Below are 17,593 nucleotides of genomic sequence, written 5' to 3'. Positions count from 1 at the left end.
ACTCGTGGCCGCGCCCGCCCCCACACCCCCCTCTCCCTCCCGCCGCACCTTTCTCGGGCGTCTCTCCCTCCCCGAGCGGAACTACCTCGCGGACGCCCTGCGCACCGAGACCGTCGGCGGAGTCATCCTGCTGGTCGCCGCTGTGGCCGCGCTGACCTGGGCGAACACTTTCGGGTCCAGTTACCGGGCCGTCAGCGACTTCCACCTCGGGCCGCACTCCCTGGGGCTGGACCTGTCCGTGCAGCACTGGGCGGCCGACGGGCTGCTCGCGATCTTCTTCTTCGTCGCGGGTGTCGAGCTCAAGCGAGAACTGGTAGCGGGTGACCTGCGCGACCCCAAGGCGGCCGTCCTGCCGGTCATCGCCGCGCTCTGCGGCATGGCCGCGCCGGCCATCGTCTACACGCTGGTGACTGTGGTCGGCGGCGGTTCCACGGACGGCTGGGCCGTCCCCACCGCCACCGACATCGCCTTCGCGCTCGCCGTCCTCGCGGTGATCGGCACCTCGCTGCCGTCCGCGCTCCGCGCCTTCCTGCTCACCCTTGCCGTCGTCGACGACCTCTTCGCGATCCTGATCATCGCCGTCTTCTTCACCGAGGACATCGACTTCATGGCGCTCATCGGCGCCGTCGTCGGCCTCGCCGTCTTCTATCTGCTGCTGCGCAAGAACGTGCGCGGCTGGTACGTCTACGTACCGCTCTCCCTGGTCATCTGGGGACTGATGTACAACAGCGGCATCCACGCCACCATCGCCGGTGTCGCCATGGGCCTGATGCTGCGCTGCACCCGGCGCGAGGGCGAGCAGCACTCCCCCGGCGAGCACATCGAACACCTGATACGCCCGCTGTCGGCCGGTCTCGCCGTGCCGCTGTTCGCGCTCTTCTCGGCCGGGGTCTCGCTCTCCGGTCACGCGCTGGCGGGGGTCTTCACCCGGCCCGAGACGCTCGGTGTCGTACTGGGGCTCGTCGCCGGCAAGACGATCGGCATCTTCGGCGGTACGTGGCTGGCCGCCCGCTTCACCAAGGCCGAGCTGAACAAGGACCTGGCATGGGCGGACGTCTTCGCGGTCGCCGCGCTCGCCGGGATCGGCTTCACCGTCTCGCTGCTCATCGGCGAGCTCGCGTTCGAAGGGAACGCCGGCCTCACCAACGAGATCAAGGCCGCGGTGCTGATGGGCTCCCTGATCGCGGCCGTGTTCTCCGGTGCATTGCTCAAACTCCGGGTACGCAGATACCGGACGCTCTACGAGGCGGAGGAGCTCGACGAGGACCAGGACGGCGTTCCCGACATCTACGAGCAGGACGATCCCGCGTACCACCTTCGGATGGCCGCGATCTACGAGAAGAAGGCCGCGGAACACCGCCGCCTTGCCGAACTGGCGGGGGCAGCGCGCAGCAAGCCGGACAGTCCGGCATGATCTGACACCAGATGTGTTGAGCTGGAGCAGAAGAGGGAGTCAGGGATGAGCGACCCCGGCAACTACGCGGGCAGCGCCGACCGCAGTCTCGGGCAGCTGGTCGCCTCGGCGACCGCCGAGGTGTCCGCACTGGTGCACGACGAGATCGCCCTGGCCAAGGCCGAGGTGCGGCAGGACGTCAAGCGGGGCGTGGCCGGCAGTGTGGCGTTCATCGTCGCAGGCGTGCTGATTCTGTTCGCGCTGCCCGTGCTGAGCTTCGCGGCGGCGTACGGAATCCACAACTTGGGACTCGGGCTCGCGTGGTCGTTCCTGATCGTGGGCGCCGCGTTCATTCTGCTTGCGATCGTGCTCGCGCTGATCGCCATCGCCAAGTTCAAGAAGGTCAAGCCGCCGGAGAAGTCCATCGCGTCGGCCAAGCAGACGGCGGCCGTGCTGCAGGGCGTCAAGCCGCATCCGCGGCCCGCCGTCACCGCGGGTGCGAGCCGTCCGGCCGTCACGGCCTCGGTCAGCACCCCGGCGGACAAGGCCGTGGTGAAGTCCTCGGTCCAGGACAAGGCGTCCGCTGTGGCACGCTCGTCCACATGACCGTCCCCGATTCCAGCGCATTCGGCCCCACAGGCCCCGGCTCAGGCAGTCCCGTACGCCTCGACGGCCCCTGGACCCACCGCGACGTGGCGGCCAACGGGGCGCGCTTCCACATCGCCGAGCTGGGTGACGGGCCGCTCGTACTGCTGCTTCACGGCTTCCCGCAGTTCTGGTGGACCTGGCGCCATCAGCTGACCGCGCTCGCCGACGCCGGCTTCCGTGCCGTCGCGATGGATCTGCGCGGGGTGGGCGGCAGCGACCGTACGCCGCGGGGTTACGACCCCGCCAACCTGGCCCTCGACATCACCGGCGTGATCCGCTCGCTCGGCGAGCCGGACGCGGCGCTGGTCGGCCACGACATGGGGGGCTACCTCGCCTGGACGGCCGCAGTGATGCGGCCGAAGCTGGTGCGCCGGCTGGTGGTCTCCTCGATGCCGCATCCGCGCCGTTGGCGGTCCTCCATGCTCTCCGACTTCGCACAGTCCCGGGCGGGCTCGTACATCTGGGGCTTCCAGCGGCCGTGGGTGCCTGAGCGTCAGCTCGTCGCGGACGACGCGGCGTTGGTGGGCCGACTGATCCGCGACTGGTCGGGGCCGCGGGCGGCGGAGTTCCCCGACGACGCGGCGGTGGACGTCTACCGGCGCGCGATGTGCATCCCGTCGACGGCGCACTGCTCGATCGAGCCGTACCGCTGGATGGTGCGGTCCATGGCGCGCCCGGACGGCATCCAGTTCAACCGCAGGATGAAGCGTCCGGTGCGGGTGCCCACGCTGCATCTGCACGGTTCGCTGGATCCGGCGGTCCGTACGCGGAGTTCGGCGGGGTCCGGCGAGTACGTCGAAGCGCCGTACCGTTGGCGACTTTTCGATGGTCTGGGGCACTTCCCGCACGAGGAGGATCCGGTCGGGTTCTCGACCGAACTCATCAACTGGCTCATGGATCCTGAGCCGGACCGGTAGCCCTGGCAGCCACGCGACCGGCTCTGCGGGCGGCCGGACTGACCCAGCGCGGCCAATCGGTGGCCGGGACAGCACAGTTGTCTGACGAACAGCCAATTGCCCGGCGCATAGGCCAATTGGCTGACGCATGGGCGATTACCGACCATGAGGCACGGGCAGACGTCGGGGTATGGGCTGGACGCACGACTTCGGTGACGCAGCACGCAATCGACGCTCGACCGCTACGGCGGATCCGAGCACTCATGAGGGGGACGGCCTCCAGGGCCGGGTGCGCAGTGCGCATGATCTGCATGATCCCCGGCTGGGCATTCCGCGCATTCTCCGCCGCCGGGCCCGCTGGGTCTCGGCGCGGCTGCGGCATCCCCGCGGATGACGCGCCTCTCACCCGATCACACGGAGAAAGACCCCAGGGGGTGAGTGCGGGTCGGCTGCCCCGCACTCCCTCGCCTTCTCCGCGACCTACAGCGCGCACGCCTGGCTGTCGACCTGCTGGTTCGCGGTGCGGCCGGTCGTGATGTCCTGGCGGATCTCGTCGGCCGTCAGGGCGTAGCCCGTCTGGGGGTCGTCCAGCGACTTGGCGAACACGACTCCGTACACCTTGCCGTCGGGGGTCAGCAGCGGGCCGCCGGAGTTGCCCTGACGGACCGTCGCGTAGAGCGAGTACACGTCGCGGCGGACCGTGCCCCGGTGGTAGATGTCCGGGCCGTTGGCGTCGATGCGGCCGCGGACGCGCGCGGCGCGTACGTCGTAGGAGCCGTTCTCCGGGAAGCCCGCGACGATGGCGCTGTTCCCCGAGGCCGCGTCGTGGTTGGTGTCGGTGAACTTCAGCGGCTTCGCGTCGAGGCCCGGGACGTCGAGTACGGCGATGTCGCGCTGCCAGTCGTAGAGGACGACCTTCGCGTCGTACAGCCGCCCCTGGCCGCCGATCTGGACGGTCGGCTCGTCGACGCCGCCGACGACATGCGCGTTGGTCATCACCCGGCGGTCGGAGAAGACGAAGCCGGTGCCCTCGAGGACCTTGCCGCAGCTCGGAGCCGTACCGACGACCTTGACGATGGACTGCTTGGCCCGCTTCGCGATCGGGCTGCCGGCCAGTGCCGGATCCGGGGCCTTGACCTCGGTGATCGGCTCGTTGGCGAAGGGGCTGAAGACCTGCGGGAAGCCGTTCTGCGCGAGGACCGAGGAGAAGTCCGTGAACCAGGTGGAGGCCTGGGCGGGCATCACCCGGGAGACGCCGAGCAGCACCGAGGAGTTGCGGACCTCCTTGCCCAGCGTCGGCAGCGACGTACCCGCGAGGGCTGACCCGATCAGCCACGCCACCAGCAGCATCGCGACCACATTGACCAGCGCGCCGCCGGTCGCGTCGAGTGCGCGCGCGGGCGACCACGTGATGTAGCGGCGGAGTTTGTTGCCGAGATGCGTAGTAAAGGCCTGACCGACGGAGGCGCACACGATCACGATTATGACCGCGACGACCGCGGCAGTCGAGGACACTTCGGAGCTGTCCGTCAACTGGTCCCACAGGACCGGAAGCAGATAGACGGCGACAAGTCCGCCGCCGAGGAACCCGATCACCGACAGGATGCCGACGACGAAGCCCTGGCGGTAGCCGATCACTGCGAACCACACGGCGCCGGCCAGCAGCAGGATGTCCAGCACGTTCACCGTCTATTGCCCTCGCAGATTCGTCGCCGGACCCGTTCGTTCGGCTGAGGCCGGGCCGGCCCGGAAGGGCCCGGCACGGACGTCAGCCTGTCATGCGCGCCAGTCGAGCGGCACCTGTCTGGACCTGTCCCAGGGGCGCTCCCACCCTGCGAAGTGCAGAATGCGGTCGATGACCCCGGCCGTGAAACCCCAGACCAGGGCGGATTCGACCAGAAATGCCGGGCCGAGGTGACCGCTGGGGTGCACCGTCGTCACTCTATTGGCCGGGTCCGTGAGATCCGCCACGGGAACCGTGAAGACCCGGGCCGTCTCCGCCGGATCGACGACTCCGACCGGGCTCGGCGCCCGCCACCAGCCGAGCACCGGCGTCACCACGAAGCTGCTCACCGGGATGTACAGCCGGGGCAGCACGCCGAAGAGCTGGACGCCGCGCGGATCGAGGCCAGTCTCCTCCTCGGCCTCCCGCAGAGCGGCCCTGAGCGGCCCTGTGGTCGCTTGATCGCCGTCCTCGGGGTCCAGGGCGCCACCGGGGAAGGAAGGCTGCCCCGCGTGGGAACGCAGGGACCCGGAGCGCTCCATCAGGAGCAGCTCGGGGCCGCGCTCGCCCTCGCCGAACAGAATCAGCACCGCGGACTGGCGCCCGGCGCCGTTCTCGGGCGGCAGGAAGCGGCTGAGCTGCCGGGGCTCGATGGTCCGCGCGGCGCGGACGACAGGGTCGAGCCAGCCGGGCAGCCCGTCGGCCGTGACGGCGATCGCGTCGTCACGGCCCGCGCCCGCGGTGCGGTTGTGTTCGCGCTTCTCCACGTCGCTCCGGTCGGGCGTCTGCCCATCCGTCCGTACGTGGCTCTGTTCGTGCGTCTTCATCGGCACCCCTCGTCGTCCCACAACGCCTGTCGCCACGCATTTCGTTCCGGAGCGGGCGCACCTGTCGGCCGGCCCCCGCCTCCGTCACCCGGCTCCCAGTGCGGGCGCGGGCCTGCCCGGGTAGTCCGGCGGCGGGCTGAGACGCTGGCCCGGCTGGCCGCCCATCTCGTACTTCAGGAGCTTCCGGGCCTTCTCCGGGTCCGTCTCGCCCTCACCGTACGAGGGGCAGAGCGGGGCGATCGGACAGGCGCCGCAGGCAGGCCTGCGGGCGTGGCAGATGCGGCGGCCGTGGAAGACGACGCGGTGCGAGAGCATCGTCCACTCGCTCTTGGGGAAGATCGCGGCGATCTCCGCCTCGACCTTCTCCGGGTCCTCCTGCTCCGTCCACTTCCAGCGCCGGACCAGCCGGCCGAAGTGGGTGTCGACCGTGATGCCGGGGACGCCGAAGGCATTGCCGAGGACGACGTTGGCGGTCTTGCGGCCCACCCCGGGCAGCGTGACGAGATCCGCCAGCCGGCCCGGTACCTCACCGCCGAAGTTGTCCCTGATCGACGCGGAGAGGCCTATCAGCGACTTGGCCTTGGCCCGGAAGAAGCCGGTCGGCCGGATGAGCTCCTCCAGCTCCTCCGGGACGGCCGCCGCCATGTCCTCGGGGGTGGGGTAGGCGGCGAACAGCGCGGGGGTGGTCTGGTTGACCCTCAGATCGGTGGTCTGGGCGGACAGGACCGTCGCGACGAGGAGCTCGAAGGGGTTCCTGAAGTCCAGCTCCGGGTGGGCGTACGGGTAGATCTCGGCGAGCTCGCGGTTGATCCGGCGGGCGCGGCGGACCATCGCGAGGTGGGATTCCGGCTTCCCGGGCTTCGCGGACTTCGCCGCCTCCGCTGCCTTCGCAGGCTTCCCGGACTTCGCCGCATCGGCTGCCTTCGCAGGCTTCCTCGGCTTCGCCGACTTCACCGGCTCCCCCTGTTTCACCAACTCTCCCGAGGGGCGTTTTGTCGCTTTTGCCGAGCGACTGATACCCTGTTCGCCCACAGCGGAATTTCGGCCTTCCGACACCTCATCAGCCCCCTTGGCCTGCGCTCTCACCGGCGATTTGGACACCGGGCCAGCCTAGAGCCAGGCACTGACATCCGCCCCGGTCACTGCGGATCCACCCCCAATCGGCCCCCTGCCGCACGGTGAGCTGCGCCCGTGCGTCAAACTGGTTTGTGATTGATCGCACTGTTTTACCGTCCGGCATGATGGGGACCACGGTTCCCTGAACAGGCCGACAAGGAGAGAACTCGTGGACGACGTTCTGCGGCGCGCCCCGCTTTTCGCGGCGCTCGATGATGAGCAGGCCGCGGAGCTCCGCGCCTCGATGAGTGAGGTGACCCTCGCACGCGGCGACGCTCTCTTCCACGAGGGCGACCAGGGTGACCGGCTGTACGTGGTCACCGAGGGCAAGGTGAAGCTCCACCGCACGTCCCCCGACGGACGCGAGAACATGCTCGCGGTCCTCGGCCCCGGCGAGCTGATCGGTGAGCTGTCGCTCTTCGACCCGGGCCCTCGCACCGCCACCGCCACCGCGCTCACCGAGGTCAAGCTCCTCGGCCTCGGCCACGGCGACCTGCAGCCCTGGCTGAACGCCCGCCCCGAGGTGGCCACGGCCCTGCTGCGCGCGGTCGCCCGCCGACTGCGCAAGACCAACGACCAGATGTCCGACCTGGTCTTCTCCGACGTACCGGGCCGTGTCGCCCGCGCCCTCCTCGACCTGTCGCGCCGGTTCGGTGTCCAGTCGGAGGAAGGCATCCACGTCGTCCACGACCTGACCCAGGAAGAGCTGGCCCAGCTGGTCGGCGCCTCTCGCGAGACGGTCAACAAGGCACTCGCCGACTTCGCGGGCCGCGGCTGGCTGCGCCTGGAGGCGCGCGCCGTGATCCTGCTGGACGTGGAGCGCCTGGCGAAGCGTTCGCGCTAGTCGGACACCATCTCCTCACGACGTGGAGGGCCCCGCCGCCAGGCGGGGCCCTCCACGCGTATCAGGACCGCGTATCAGGGCGACGTACGACCGCATCGCATCCGCGCGTCAGATCAGCCCGTGCTCGCCCAGGTACTCCAGCTGAGCCAGCACCGAGAGCTCCGCCGCCGGCCACAGCGTCCGGTCCACGTCCGCGTAGACCTGCGCCACCACCTCCGACGCCGTACGGTGCCCCGCCTCCACCGCCGTCTCCACCTGCGCCAGCCGGTGCGCGCGGTGCGCCAGGTAGAACTCGACCGCGCCCTGCGCGTCGTCCAGCACCGGCCCGTGCCCCGGCAGCACCGTGTGCACCCCGTCGTCGACCGTCAGCGAGCGCAGCCGCCGCAACGAGTCGAGGTAGTCGCCGAGCCGCCCGTCCGGATGCGCGACGACCGTCGTGCCTCGCCCGAGGATGGTGTCGCCCGTCAGCACCGCCCGGTCGGCGGGCAGATGGAAGGAGAGCGAGTCCGCGGTGTGCCCGGGGGTCGGCACGACGTGCATCTCCAGGCCGCCGACCGTGATCACATCGCCGGTGGACAGGCCTTCGTCGCCCAGGCGCAGCGCCGGGTCCAGGGCGCGCACCTTCGTGCGTGTCAGCTCGGCGAAGCGCGCCGCTCCCTCGGCATGGTCGGGGTGTCCGTGGGTGAGCAGGGTGAGCGCGATCCGCCGGCCCGCGCGCTCGGCGGAGTCGATGACGGACCGCAGATGGCCGTCGTCCAGCGGGCCCGGATCGATGACGACCGCGAGGTCGGAGTCGGGTTCGGCGACGATCCAGGTGTTGGTTCCGTCGAGCGTCATCGCCGAGGCGTTGGGGGCGAGGATGTTGACGGTACGGGTGGTGGCGGGGCCGGACAGGACCCCGCCGCGCGGCTGTCCTGGAAGGGCTGCTGCCTGGCTCATACGGCCTCACCGCCCGCGCTGCCGGTCGGAATGTGTTTGGTGAACTCGTCGTGCCCCGGCCAGCTCAGCACCAACTCGTCGCCGTGGAGCCGGGCCTGTGCGAGTACGGGGGTGAGGTCCTGGGAGGGCGCGGCCTTCAGGGCCTCGGCGGCGGTCCCGTACGGCCGCAGCTGACGCAGCGTCGACACGGTCGGCGGCATCATCAGCAGCTCGCCCCGGTCGTACCCGTCGGCGGCGTCCCCGGCGGCGATCCACACCGTTCGGTCGGCCTCGGTGGACGCGTTGCGGGTGCGCTGGCCCTCGGGGAGCGCGGCGACGAAGAACCAGGTGTCGTAGCGGCGCGGCTCGAACTCGGGTGTGATCCAGCGCGCCCACGCCCCGAGCAGATCGGACCGCAGCACCAGACCCCGCCGGTCCAGGAACTCGGCGAAGGACAGCTCGCGGGCGACCAGGGCCTCGCGGTCGGCCTCCCAGTCATCGCCCGTGGTGTCGCTGACGACCGTGCCGGCGGTCGGCCCGGCGAGGAGGACGCCTGCCTCCTCGTACGTCTCGCGAACGGCCGCACAGACGATGGCCTGCGCCTCGGCCGCCGTGCCGACACCGAGCCGCTCGGCCCAGCTCTCCAGCGCGGGTCCGGCCCACTCGACGAGGCGGTCGTCGTCGCGCGGGTCGACCCCGCCCCCCGGATAGGCGTACGCGCCCCCGGCAAAAGCCATGGAGGCACGGCGACGCAGCATGTGGACGTCGGGCCGGCCGCCGATGTCAGCGGGGTCCCGGAGCAGCATCACGGTGGCGGCCCGCCGGGGAGTCGCGGCCGTCAGCTCGCCCGCGGCGAGCGCCCGGATCCGATCGGGCCATTCCGGTGGGTACCACTGACCATTGGACATGGCCGGAGGCTATCCGGAACCGCGCCGATGTTCGAGAGGTGCCGATCACGCATCCCGCGATCCCCCCGGGCAGGCCCGCGTTCCGGCCCGGCACACCCCCTGCCCCGTACGCACACCGCCCACGATCCGGCCCGTACGCACGATCCCGCCCGGTCGTGTCGACCGGACGGGATCACGGAAACGCTCGTCCCACGCTGTGGCGGCGGCTCAGGCCCCGGTCAGCTCGACCTGGACCTCGACCTCGACCGGTGCGTCCAGCGGCAGCACCGCGACGCCCACCGCGCTGCGCGCGTGCACGCCCTTGTCACCGAGCACCGCGCCCAGCAGCTCACTCGCACCGTTGATCACGGCGGGCTGCCCGGTGAAGTCGGCGGCCGAGGCGACGAAGCCCACGACCTTCACGACCCGCTTGATCCGGTCCAGGTCGCCGGCGACCGACTTCACGGCGGCCAGCGCGTTGAGCGCGCAGGTCTTCGCCAGCTCCTTGGCCTCGTCCGGCGTGACCTCCGCACCGACCTTGCCGGTGACCGAGAGCTTGCCGTCCACCATGGGCAGCTGGCCCGATGTGTACACATACACCCCGGACTGGACGGCCGGCTGGTACGAGGCGAGCGGCGGTACGACGTCCGGCAGCGTCAGTCCGAGTTCGGCGAGCTTCGCCTCGACGGCGCTCGCCACTACGCCTTCTCCCGCTTCAGGTACGCCACGAGCTGCTCGGGGTTGTTCGGGCCGGGAACGACCTGGACCAGCTCCCAGCCGTCCTCGCCCCAGGTGTCCAGAATCTGCTTGGTCGCGTGCACGAGAAGGGGCACGGTCGCGTATTCCCACTTGGTCATAGGCCGACTGTAATGCCTGGCACGCACGGCCTCGTGCGTAGCCCACGGCTCGACTGGTTAGGCTCGAATACGTGAGCAGGTTCCAGGTCGTCAGCGGCAAGGGTGGTACCGGTAAGACCACGGTCGCCGCCGCACTCGCGCTCGCCCTCGCGACCGAGGGCAGGCGCACCCTCCTCGTCGAGGTCGAGGGCAGGCAGGGCATCGCCCAGCTCTTCGAGGCGGAGTCCCTTCCGTACGAGGAGCGAAAGATCGCCGTCGCGCCGGGCGGCGGCGAGGTGTACGCCCTCGCGATCGACGCTGAGCGCGCGCTCCTCGACTACCTCCAGATGTTCTACAAACTCGGCAGCGCGGGGCGGGCGCTCAAGAAACTCGGCGCGATCGACTTCGCCACCACCATCGCGCCCGGTGTGCGGGACGTGCTGCTGACCGGCAAGGCCTGTGAAGCCGTGCGCCGCAAGGACAAGCAGGGCCGGTACAGCTACGACTACGTGATCATGGATGCGCCACCGACCGGCCGCATCACGCGCTTCCTCAACGTGAACGACGAGGTGGCGGGGCTGGCCCGGATCGGACCGATACACAATCAGGCGCAGGCCGTGATGCGGGTGCTGAAGTCTCCCGAGACGGCGGTCCATCTGGTGACGCTGCTGGAGGAGATGCCGGTCCAGGAGACCGCGGACGGCATCGCGGAGCTACGGGCGGCCGAACTGCCGGTGGGCAGGGTCATCGTGAACATGGTGCGGCCGCATCTGCTGGACGAGGACGCACTGCGTACCGCGTCGGGCGGTCGTCGCAGGGAGATCGCGAAGGCGTTGACCCGGGCCGGTGTGACCGGTTCCGCGGCGCTCGTAAGGCCGTTGGTCGAGCAGGCCGCCGAGCATGCCCAGCGGGTGGAGCTGGAGCGCGAGCAACGTGCGGTGCTCACGGATCTCGATCTGCCGACGAACGAACTCCCGCTGATCGGCGAAGGCGTGGACCTGCCCGGGCTGTACGACCTGGCGGTCGAACTCCGCAAACAGGGCGTGGGCGAAGGGGCGGGGCAAGGGGTGGGTTCATGACAGCGAGTACGAAGACGGGGGCCGTCAAGGGCACGGACACCGGCACAGCCGCCGTGCCCGCACCGGCCGCCCCCGCCCTGGACGCCGACGCGTTGCTCGACGACCAGGACATCCGGATCGTCGTCTGCTGCGGTTCGGGCGGAGTCGGCAAGACCACGACCGCGGCGGCACTGGGCGTACGGGCGGCCGAGCGCGGCCGGAAGGTCGTCGTCCTCACCATCGACCCGGCCCGCAGGCTCGCCCAGTCCATGGGAATCGACTCGCTGGACAACATCCCGCGACGGGTGCCGGGCATCGACGGCGAGGGCGCCGGGGAACTGCACGCCATGATGCTCGACATGAAGCGGACCTTCGACGAGATCGTCGAGGCGCACGCGGACGGCGAGCGGGCCCGCGCGATCCTGGAGAACCCCTTCTACCAGTCCCTGTCGGCCGGTTTCGCGGGCACGCAGGAGTACATGGCGATGGAGAAGCTCGGGCAGCTGAGGGCGCGCAACGAGTGGGACCTGATCATCGTCGACACTCCGCCGTCGCGTTCCGCACTGGACTTCCTGGACGCGCCGAAACGGCTCGGCTCGTTCCTGGACGGGAAGTTCATCAAGCTGCTGATGGCTCCGGCGAAGATGGGCGGCCGGGCCGGGATGAAGTTCCTCAACGTCGGCATGTCGATGATGACCGGGACCCTCGGAAAGCTGCTGGGCGGTCAGTTCCTGCGTGACGTACAGACGTTCGTCGCAGCGATGGACACCATGTTCGGTGGCTTCCGGACCCGGGCCGATGCCACGTACAAACTGCTGCAGGCACCCGGCACGGCGTTCCTCGTCGTCGCGACACCGGAGCGCGATGCGCTGCGCGAGGCCGCGTACTTCGTGGAGCGGCTGGCCGCGGAGGAGATGCCGCTGGCCGGTCTGGTCCTCAACCGGGTCCATGGCAGCGATGCCGCCCGGCTCTCCGCCGAGCGCGCCCTGGCGGCCGCAGAAAATCTTGATGACATCGGCATTGTGGATCAGACGGCCGGGAAGGCTGGACTTCGTGACCCGGCCGGCTCGGCAGTCGCCTCTCCCGAAGATCCCGAGTCGCCGCCCTCCCCCGCCCGTTCCGCGCACACCGAAGCCCCTGAGCACGCACCCGAACCCGAGCCCGAGGCTGAAGCCGTCTCCGTGGAGCAGCTGACCGCAGGTCTGCTGCGACTGCATGCTGAACGCATGCAGGTCGTCGCACGCGAGCAGCGCACCCGCGACCGCTTCACCGCACTGCACCCCGAGGTCGCCGTGACCGAAGTCGCCGCGCTGCCCGGTGATGTCCATGACCTCGCAGGGCTGCGGGCCATCGGGGACCGGCTCGCGACCGGTTCTGCTCCGGCCGGAGCTGTGTGACCACCTGAAAGGCCTAGCCGCCCTCGTCGGCTACCCCACGGCGGCGTACGTCTCGTGCAGTTCGTCGTCGTCCAGACCGATGGCCACCGGCAGGATGCCCGTGGACCGCTCGTACTCACTGCGAGCGGTCTCCAGCAGCCGGCGCCAGGACGTGACGGTGGGCCGTCTGCGCAACAGTGCGCGACGCTCCCGCTCGGTCATTCCGCCCCACACGCCGAACTCGACGCGATTGTCCAGCGCATCGGCCAGGCATTCGGTCCGCACCGGGCATCCGGTGCACACCGCCTTGGCCCTGTTCTGCGCTGCCCCTTGTACGAACAGTTCATCCGGATCGGTAGTGCGGCAGGCTGCCTGCGCACTCCAGTCGGTTACCCAGCCCATCACGGCGCCGTCCTCTCCCGAATCGAGGCTCCCCCACGGCGGTAGCGGCATATTCACCGCTGCCAGTTGAGGACGTTACGGAAAGTGGTGACAGCACAACACCCCCTTCGGGCCCAATCTTGAATGGCCCGAACGGACTATGCGTACGCGGCAGATCACCCAGGGGAGTGAGGTGGCGACATCCGTGACTATCCCGTCAAAATCGGGACAGTTCGCCTGGGTCGCAACGGACGTTCGATGACACACCAGGCGAATTCGGGAGCGCCTCGGGTCGCGAACGGACCAACGCCGGGTCATGCACGGGGGTTGATACGCAACGGGACTGCTGTGACAGTTGGGAGCAGCTTAGGCCAACGCATATACGCCTGTCCGGCGAATGAGAACGTAGGCTGCCCCCATGCCAAAGAACCGCTCGGGCGGGGGTCTCACCGCGACCCAGCAGGCCGCCAAGTTTCTCGGTGTCGCCGCACTCTCCGGAGTCGTGCTCGCGGGCATCGCACTGCCGGCCGCCGGGGCTCTGGGGCTCACCGCCAAGGGGACGGTCGAGGGATTCGACGAGATCCCGGCCAATCTCAAGACGCCGCCGCTGAGCCAGCGCACCACGATCCTGGACAGCAAGGGCGGCGCGATCGCCACTGTCTACTCGCGCGACCGCACCGTCGTCCCGCTGAAGAACATCTCCCCGTACATGCAGAAGGCGATCGTCGCGATCGAGGACGCGCGCTTCTACCAGCACGGGGCGGTCGACCTCAAGGGCATCCTGCGCGCGATGAACCGCAACGTGCAGTCGGGCGGGACCGCGCAGGGCGCGTCGACCCTCACCCAGCAGTACGTGAAGAACGTCTTCGTCGAGGAGGCGGGCGACGACCCGGACAAGGTCGCGCAGGCCACCCAGCAGACGATCGGCCGCAAGGTCCAGGAGCTGAAGTACGCGATCCAGGTCGAGGAAGAGCTCGGCAAGAAGAAGATCCTGGAGAACTACCTCAACATCACCTTCTTCGGGCAGCAGGCGTACGGCATCGAGGCCGCCTCCCACCGGTACTTCTCCAAGTCGGCGAAGGACCTGAAGCTGGAGGAGGCCGCGCTGCTGGCCGGCCTCGTGCAGTCGCCGAGCCGCTACGACCCGGTCAATGACACGGAGGAGGCGACCAAGCGTCGCAACACCGTGCTCCAGCGCATGGCGGATGTCGGGGACATCTCGCAGGCCACGGCGGAGAAGGCGCAGTCGACGCCGATCAAGCTGAAGGTCAGCAAGCCGAAGAACGGCTGCATCACCGCCGTCAGCGGGGCCGGTTTCTTCTGCGACTACGTGCGCCAGGTCTTCCTCACCGACCCGGCCTTCGGCAAGACCAAGGAGGACCGCGCCAAGATCTGGAACCGGGGCGGCCTCACGGTCCGCACCACGCTCGACCCACAGGCGCAGCAGGGCGTGCAGGACTCGATCAAGAGTCACGTCTACAAGACGGACAAGGTCGCCACCGCCGTGACACTGGTCCAGCCGGGCACCGGCAGGATCATGGGCATGGGCCAGTCCAAGCCGTACGGCCTCGGGCCGAACGAGACCCAGTACAACTACTCGGTCAACAAGGACATGGGCGGCTCGAACTTCGGCTTCCCGACCGGATCGACGTTCAAGCCGTTCCTCGCCGCCGCGGCCATAGAGGGTGGCAAGCCGGCGACGCAGATGTACTCGGCGCCGTACGAGATGGACTACCCGGACACGGTCCAGACCTGCGGCAAGCCGTGGGTCAACAACAGCGTGCCGAAGTATCACCTGGAGAACGAGAGCGAGTCGGAGGAGGGGCCGTACGCGCTGAAGGAAGCGATGGAGATGTCGGTCAACACCTACTTCGTCCAGATGCTCCAGGACATCGGCATGTGCCCGGTCTCACACATGACCGACAAGCTGGGTGTGGTGCAGGGCGACGGCACCAAGCTGCCGCAGAACCCGTCCGCGCTGACCCTCGGCTCCAACGGTCTCTCGCCGCTGACGATGGCCAGCGCATACGCCGCGTTCGCCAACCGCGGCACGTACTGCACGCCGATCGCCATCGAGTCGGTGAAGACGGCGAACGGCGACTCCCTCCCCGTGCCGAAGACCACCTGCACGCAGGCGATGTCGCAGACGACGGCCGACACCGTCAACACCCTGCTGCGCGGCGTGGTCGACTCCGGCACGGGCCGCGAGGCCGGTCTCCAGAGCCGCGACAACGCGGGCAAGACGGGTACGACCGACGCCCGCAAGAACGCCTGGTTCGTCGGCTACACGCCGAACATGTCCGGTGCGGTCTGGGTCGGCAGCCCGTCCCAGAGCGTCGAGATGGAGCAGATCACCATCGGTGGCGTGTACCGGGACAAGGTGTACGGCGGTGAGGTCCCCGGACCGATCTGGCGCGACGCCATGACGAACGCCCTCAACGGCCAGCCTGCACCGCCCTTCAACACCGTCGACATCCCGGACCCCCCGAGGGACGAGGACGAGGGCGGCGACGAAGACAGGGGCAGGGGCAGGGGCCGGCACGACAACCTCGACGACGGCAAGAACAAGCCCGGCGACACCACCCCGTTCCCCGGCATCAGCATCACGCCGGGCACGACCGGCGGAGACAACGGGACCCCCCGCGGCCAGACCAACGGCGGCCAGACCGGCCCCTGACCTCTGGACGCAGCACCCGACCACGCAGAAGACAGAAGGCGGGGTGGACCGGAACATCCGGTCCACCCCGCCTTCGCGCAGGTACGGAACTGCCGCCTCAGCCCGCGAGGAGCTTCTTCACAGCGGCCGCCACCCGGCCGCCGTCGGCGAGCCCCGCGACCTTCGGGTTCACGATCTTCATGACGGCGCCCATGGCCCGCGGCCCCTCGGCGCCGGCGGCCTTCGCCTCGTCGACGGCCGCCGCCACGATCGCACCCAGCTCGTCGTCGCTCAGCTGCTTCGGCAGGTAGGCGTCGAGCAGCTCGCCCTCCGCCCGCTCGCGCTCGGCCTGCTCCGTCCGGCCGCCCTGGGCGAAGGCCTCGGCCGCCTCACGGCGCTTCTTCGCCTCCCTGGCGATCACCTTCTGCACCTCGTCGTCGGAGAGCTCACGCGCCGTCTTGCCGCTGACCTCCTCCTTCGTGATCGCGGTGAGGGTCAGCCGGAGCGTGGACGAGGTCAGCTCGTCACGCGCCTTCATGGCCGCCGTGAGGTCTTCCTTGAGCTTGGACTTGAGCGTGGTCATGTGCTGATTGTGGCAGGTGCGCGGTGCGGAACGCCCGCCGGTTTTCCGCGGACCGCACGGTGTCTGCGACGATGGACGCATGCGCGCACGCTACGGAGTACCCCTGAAAGTCACGGCAGTCGGCGCAGCGGTCGGCGCCGCCGGTCTTGTCTATGCGGCAGGTTTCGAGGCCCGATCGTTCCGGCTCCGCCGCGTCACGATCCCCGTACTCCCGCACGGGGCACGTCCGTTGCGCGTACTGCAGGTCTCCGACATCCACATGGTGAGCGGCCAGCGCAAGAAGCGCAGCTGGCTGCACTCGCTGGCCGGCCTGCGCCCCGACTTCGTCGTGAACACCGGCGACAACCTCTCCGACCCGAAGGCCGTGCCGGAGCTGCTGGACGCACTCGGTCCGCTGATGGAGTTCCCGGGTGTGTACGTCTTCGGCTCCAACGACTACTACGGCCCCAAGCTCCGCAACCCGGCCCGCTACCTCCTCGAGAAGACCCAGGGCAAGCACGGTCTCAACGGGAATGCCCCGGCGGTCGGCGTCGTCCACAACCCGTGGGAGCCGATGCGCGACGCGTTCGACGAAGCGGGCTGGCTGGGGCTGAGCAACACCCGGGGCCGTCTCAAGGTCGACGGCCTGGAGATCGCCTTCACCGGCCTCGACGACCCGCACATCAAGCGGGACAGGTACGCGGAGGTCGCGGGCGGCCCGGAGACGGGCGCCGACCTCTCGATCGGCGTGGTACACGCCCCGTACCTGCGATCCCTCGACGCCTTCACCGCCGACGGCTACCCCCTGATCCTGGCGGGCCACACGCACGGCGGCCAGCTCTGCATCCCCTTCTACGGGGCCCTGGTCACCAACTGCGACCTGGACACGGACCGGGTCAAGGGCCTCTCCTGCCACACGGTCGGCGACCGGCGCGGCTACCTCCACGTCTCGGCAGGCTGCGGCACCAACCGCTACACCCCGGTCCGCTTCGCCTGCCCGCCCGAGGCGACACTGCTGACGCTGACACCCCGCGACTGACGGCCCACGCCGCTTCCCGGGACGTGGCGCACGCCGGGGCAGAAACCGGATTTCGTCTCCGGCCGTGGGTGGGCTAAAGTAATCGATGTCGCCAGGACACCGGCGGCGATCGGGGTGTAGCGCAGCTTGGCAGCGCGCTTCGTTCGGGACGAAGAGGTCGTGGGTTCAAATCCCGCCACCCCGACAGTTGAAACACCAGGTCAGAGGCCCATTCGCTTGATCGCGAATGGGCCTCTTCCTTGTTCCGGGGCGCAGGCATTGAGGTCGGGCGGCCGGCGCACGTAGTTCGCCGGATCCAGCCCGTAGCAAATGATGTCGGCCTGCCACACCGAGAGCACCGGATACTCGAAGCCTCTGCGACCGGCGGGACGGTAGCGACGGGCGCATGCGGGCACCCGTACCGGCACATCCGCAAGGTGACGCCGTGCCGACC

18 protein-coding genes and 1 tRNA gene are annotated in these 17,593 nt (G+C 69.6%); 10 read left to right on the top strand and 9 right to left on the bottom strand.

Features of this window, described 5'->3' with window-relative positions; translation table 11 throughout:
• Positions 1 to 4 precede the first annotated feature (4 nt).
• The 4 genes from nhaA (at position 5) to OHA03_RS15515 (ending at position 3,331) form a co-directional block, all read left to right on the top strand.
• A complete protein-coding gene (gene nhaA / locus OHA03_RS15530) occupies positions 5 to 1,414 on the top strand; it encodes a Na+/H+ antiporter NhaA (RefSeq protein ID WP_267004440.1) in 1,410 nt (469 codons plus the stop codon).
• Between the two features lie 45 nt (positions 1,415 to 1,459).
• A complete protein-coding gene (locus OHA03_RS15525; RefSeq protein ID WP_267004439.1) occupies positions 1,460 to 1,999 on the top strand; it encodes a phage holin family protein in 540 nt (179 codons plus the stop codon).
• Positions 1,996 to 2,958 carry an alpha/beta fold hydrolase gene (locus tag OHA03_RS15520; RefSeq protein WP_267004438.1) on the top strand — a complete coding sequence of 321 codons (963 nt, stop codon included), beginning with the start codon at positions 1,996 to 1,998 and terminating at the stop codon, positions 2,956 to 2,958. Before OHA03_RS15525 ends, OHA03_RS15520 begins: the two co-directional genes overlap by 4 nt.
• 169 nt (positions 2,959 to 3,127) lie before the next feature.
• On the top strand, positions 3,128 to 3,331 hold the full coding sequence (locus OHA03_RS15515) for a hypothetical protein (RefSeq protein ID WP_267004437.1): 204 nt from the start codon (positions 3,128 to 3,130) through the stop codon (positions 3,329 to 3,331).
• Positions 3,332 to 3,417: 86 nt separating this feature from the next.
• Here OHA03_RS15515 and OHA03_RS15510 read toward each other — a convergent pair whose 3' ends face one another.
• The 3 genes from OHA03_RS15510 to nth all read right to left on the bottom strand — a co-directional run bounded on the left by OHA03_RS15510 (position 3,418) and on the right by nth (position 6,459).
• Entirely contained in the window at positions 3,418 to 4,623 is a 1,206-nt protein-coding gene (locus OHA03_RS15510) for a MarP family serine protease (protein ID WP_267004436.1), read from the bottom strand.
• A gap of 90 nt (positions 4,624 to 4,713) precedes the next feature.
• Positions 4,714 to 5,487, bottom strand: a complete 774-nt coding sequence (locus OHA03_RS15505) for a CoA pyrophosphatase (RefSeq protein ID WP_267004435.1) — start codon at positions 5,485 to 5,487, stop codon at positions 4,714 to 4,716.
• Between the two features lie 84 nt (positions 5,488 to 5,571).
• Positions 5,572 to 6,459: an endonuclease III gene (gene nth, locus OHA03_RS15500; protein ID WP_267004434.1), complete on the bottom strand. Its 888-nt coding sequence runs from the start codon at positions 6,457 to 6,459 to the stop codon at positions 5,572 to 5,574.
• A gap of 313 nt (positions 6,460 to 6,772) precedes the next feature.
• Between nth and OHA03_RS15495 the strand changes: the two genes are divergently transcribed.
• Positions 6,773 to 7,447 (top strand): Crp/Fnr family transcriptional regulator, encoded by a 675-nt coding sequence (locus OHA03_RS15495; protein ID WP_030925113.1) that lies wholly within the window; start codon positions 6,773 to 6,775, stop codon positions 7,445 to 7,447.
• Between the two features lie 108 nt (positions 7,448 to 7,555).
• Here OHA03_RS15495 and OHA03_RS15490 read toward each other — a convergent pair whose 3' ends face one another.
• From OHA03_RS15490 to OHA03_RS15475, 4 genes are all read right to left on the bottom strand, one after another.
• Positions 7,556 to 8,386, bottom strand: coding sequence for an MBL fold metallo-hydrolase (locus tag OHA03_RS15490; RefSeq protein ID WP_267004433.1), 831 nt, complete (start codon positions 8,384 to 8,386; stop codon positions 7,556 to 7,558).
• Positions 8,383 to 9,273, bottom strand: coding sequence for an NUDIX hydrolase (locus OHA03_RS15485; RefSeq protein ID WP_267004432.1), 891 nt, complete (start codon positions 9,271 to 9,273; stop codon positions 8,383 to 8,385). The genes OHA03_RS15490 and OHA03_RS15485 overlap by 4 nt, the downstream gene beginning before the upstream one ends.
• Positions 9,274 to 9,480: 207 nt before the next feature.
• Positions 9,481 to 9,951, bottom strand: coding sequence for a RidA family protein (locus tag OHA03_RS15480; RefSeq protein ID WP_030925105.1), 471 nt, complete (start codon positions 9,949 to 9,951; stop codon positions 9,481 to 9,483).
• Entirely contained in the window at positions 9,951 to 10,109 is a 159-nt protein-coding gene (locus OHA03_RS15475; protein WP_003967454.1) for a DUF4177 domain-containing protein, read from the bottom strand. Before OHA03_RS15475 ends, OHA03_RS15480 begins: the two co-directional genes overlap by 1 nt.
• A gap of 71 nt (positions 10,110 to 10,180) precedes the next feature.
• On the opposite strand from OHA03_RS15475, the gene OHA03_RS15470 reads away from it, so the two are divergent.
• Positions 10,181 to 11,167, top strand: coding sequence for an ArsA-related P-loop ATPase (locus OHA03_RS15470; protein ID WP_267004431.1), 987 nt, complete (start codon positions 10,181 to 10,183; stop codon positions 11,165 to 11,167).
• Complete coding sequence (locus OHA03_RS15465) at positions 11,164 to 12,543, top strand: ArsA family ATPase (protein ID WP_267004430.1); 1,380 nt, start codon at positions 11,164 to 11,166, stop codon at positions 12,541 to 12,543. The genes OHA03_RS15470 and OHA03_RS15465 overlap by 4 nt, the downstream gene beginning before the upstream one ends.
• A 30-nt stretch (positions 12,544 to 12,573) precedes the next feature.
• On the opposite strand, the gene OHA03_RS15460 is transcribed toward OHA03_RS15465, so the two are convergent.
• On the bottom strand, positions 12,574 to 12,924 hold the full coding sequence (locus tag OHA03_RS15460) for a WhiB family transcriptional regulator (protein WP_030925100.1): 351 nt from the start codon (positions 12,922 to 12,924) through the stop codon (positions 12,574 to 12,576).
• Positions 12,925 to 13,321: 397 nt separating this feature from the next.
• Here OHA03_RS15460 and OHA03_RS15455 point away from each other — a divergent pair, with 397 nt between their 5' ends.
• Positions 13,322 to 15,580 carry a transglycosylase domain-containing protein gene (locus tag OHA03_RS15455; protein WP_267004429.1) on the top strand — a complete coding sequence of 753 codons (2,259 nt, stop codon included), beginning with the start codon at positions 13,322 to 13,324 and terminating at the stop codon, positions 15,578 to 15,580.
• Positions 15,581 to 15,677: 97 nt separating this feature from the next.
• On the opposite strand, the gene OHA03_RS15450 is transcribed toward OHA03_RS15455, so the two are convergent.
• A complete protein-coding gene (locus tag OHA03_RS15450) occupies positions 15,678 to 16,142 on the bottom strand; it encodes a GatB/YqeY domain-containing protein (RefSeq protein WP_267004428.1) in 465 nt (154 codons plus the stop codon).
• Between the two features lie 79 nt (positions 16,143 to 16,221).
• On the opposite strand from OHA03_RS15450, the gene OHA03_RS15445 reads away from it, so the two are divergent.
• Together OHA03_RS15445 and OHA03_RS15440 are read left to right on the top strand one after the other, a co-directional pair.
• Positions 16,222 to 17,160, top strand: a complete 939-nt coding sequence (locus tag OHA03_RS15445; RefSeq protein WP_267004427.1) for a metallophosphoesterase — start codon at positions 16,222 to 16,224, stop codon at positions 17,158 to 17,160.
• Between the two features lie 110 nt (positions 17,161 to 17,270).
• Positions 17,271 to 17,344, top strand: a tRNA-Pro gene (locus tag OHA03_RS15440).
• Positions 17,345 to 17,593 lie beyond the last annotated feature (249 nt).

The sequence above is a fragment of the Streptomyces sp. NBC_00154 genome (assembly GCF_026342835.1).
In the GTDB taxonomy this organism is placed as follows: Bacteria; Actinomycetota; Actinomycetes; order Streptomycetales; family Streptomycetaceae; genus Streptomyces.
This window is presented reverse-complemented; position numbering and strand designations above follow the sequence as displayed.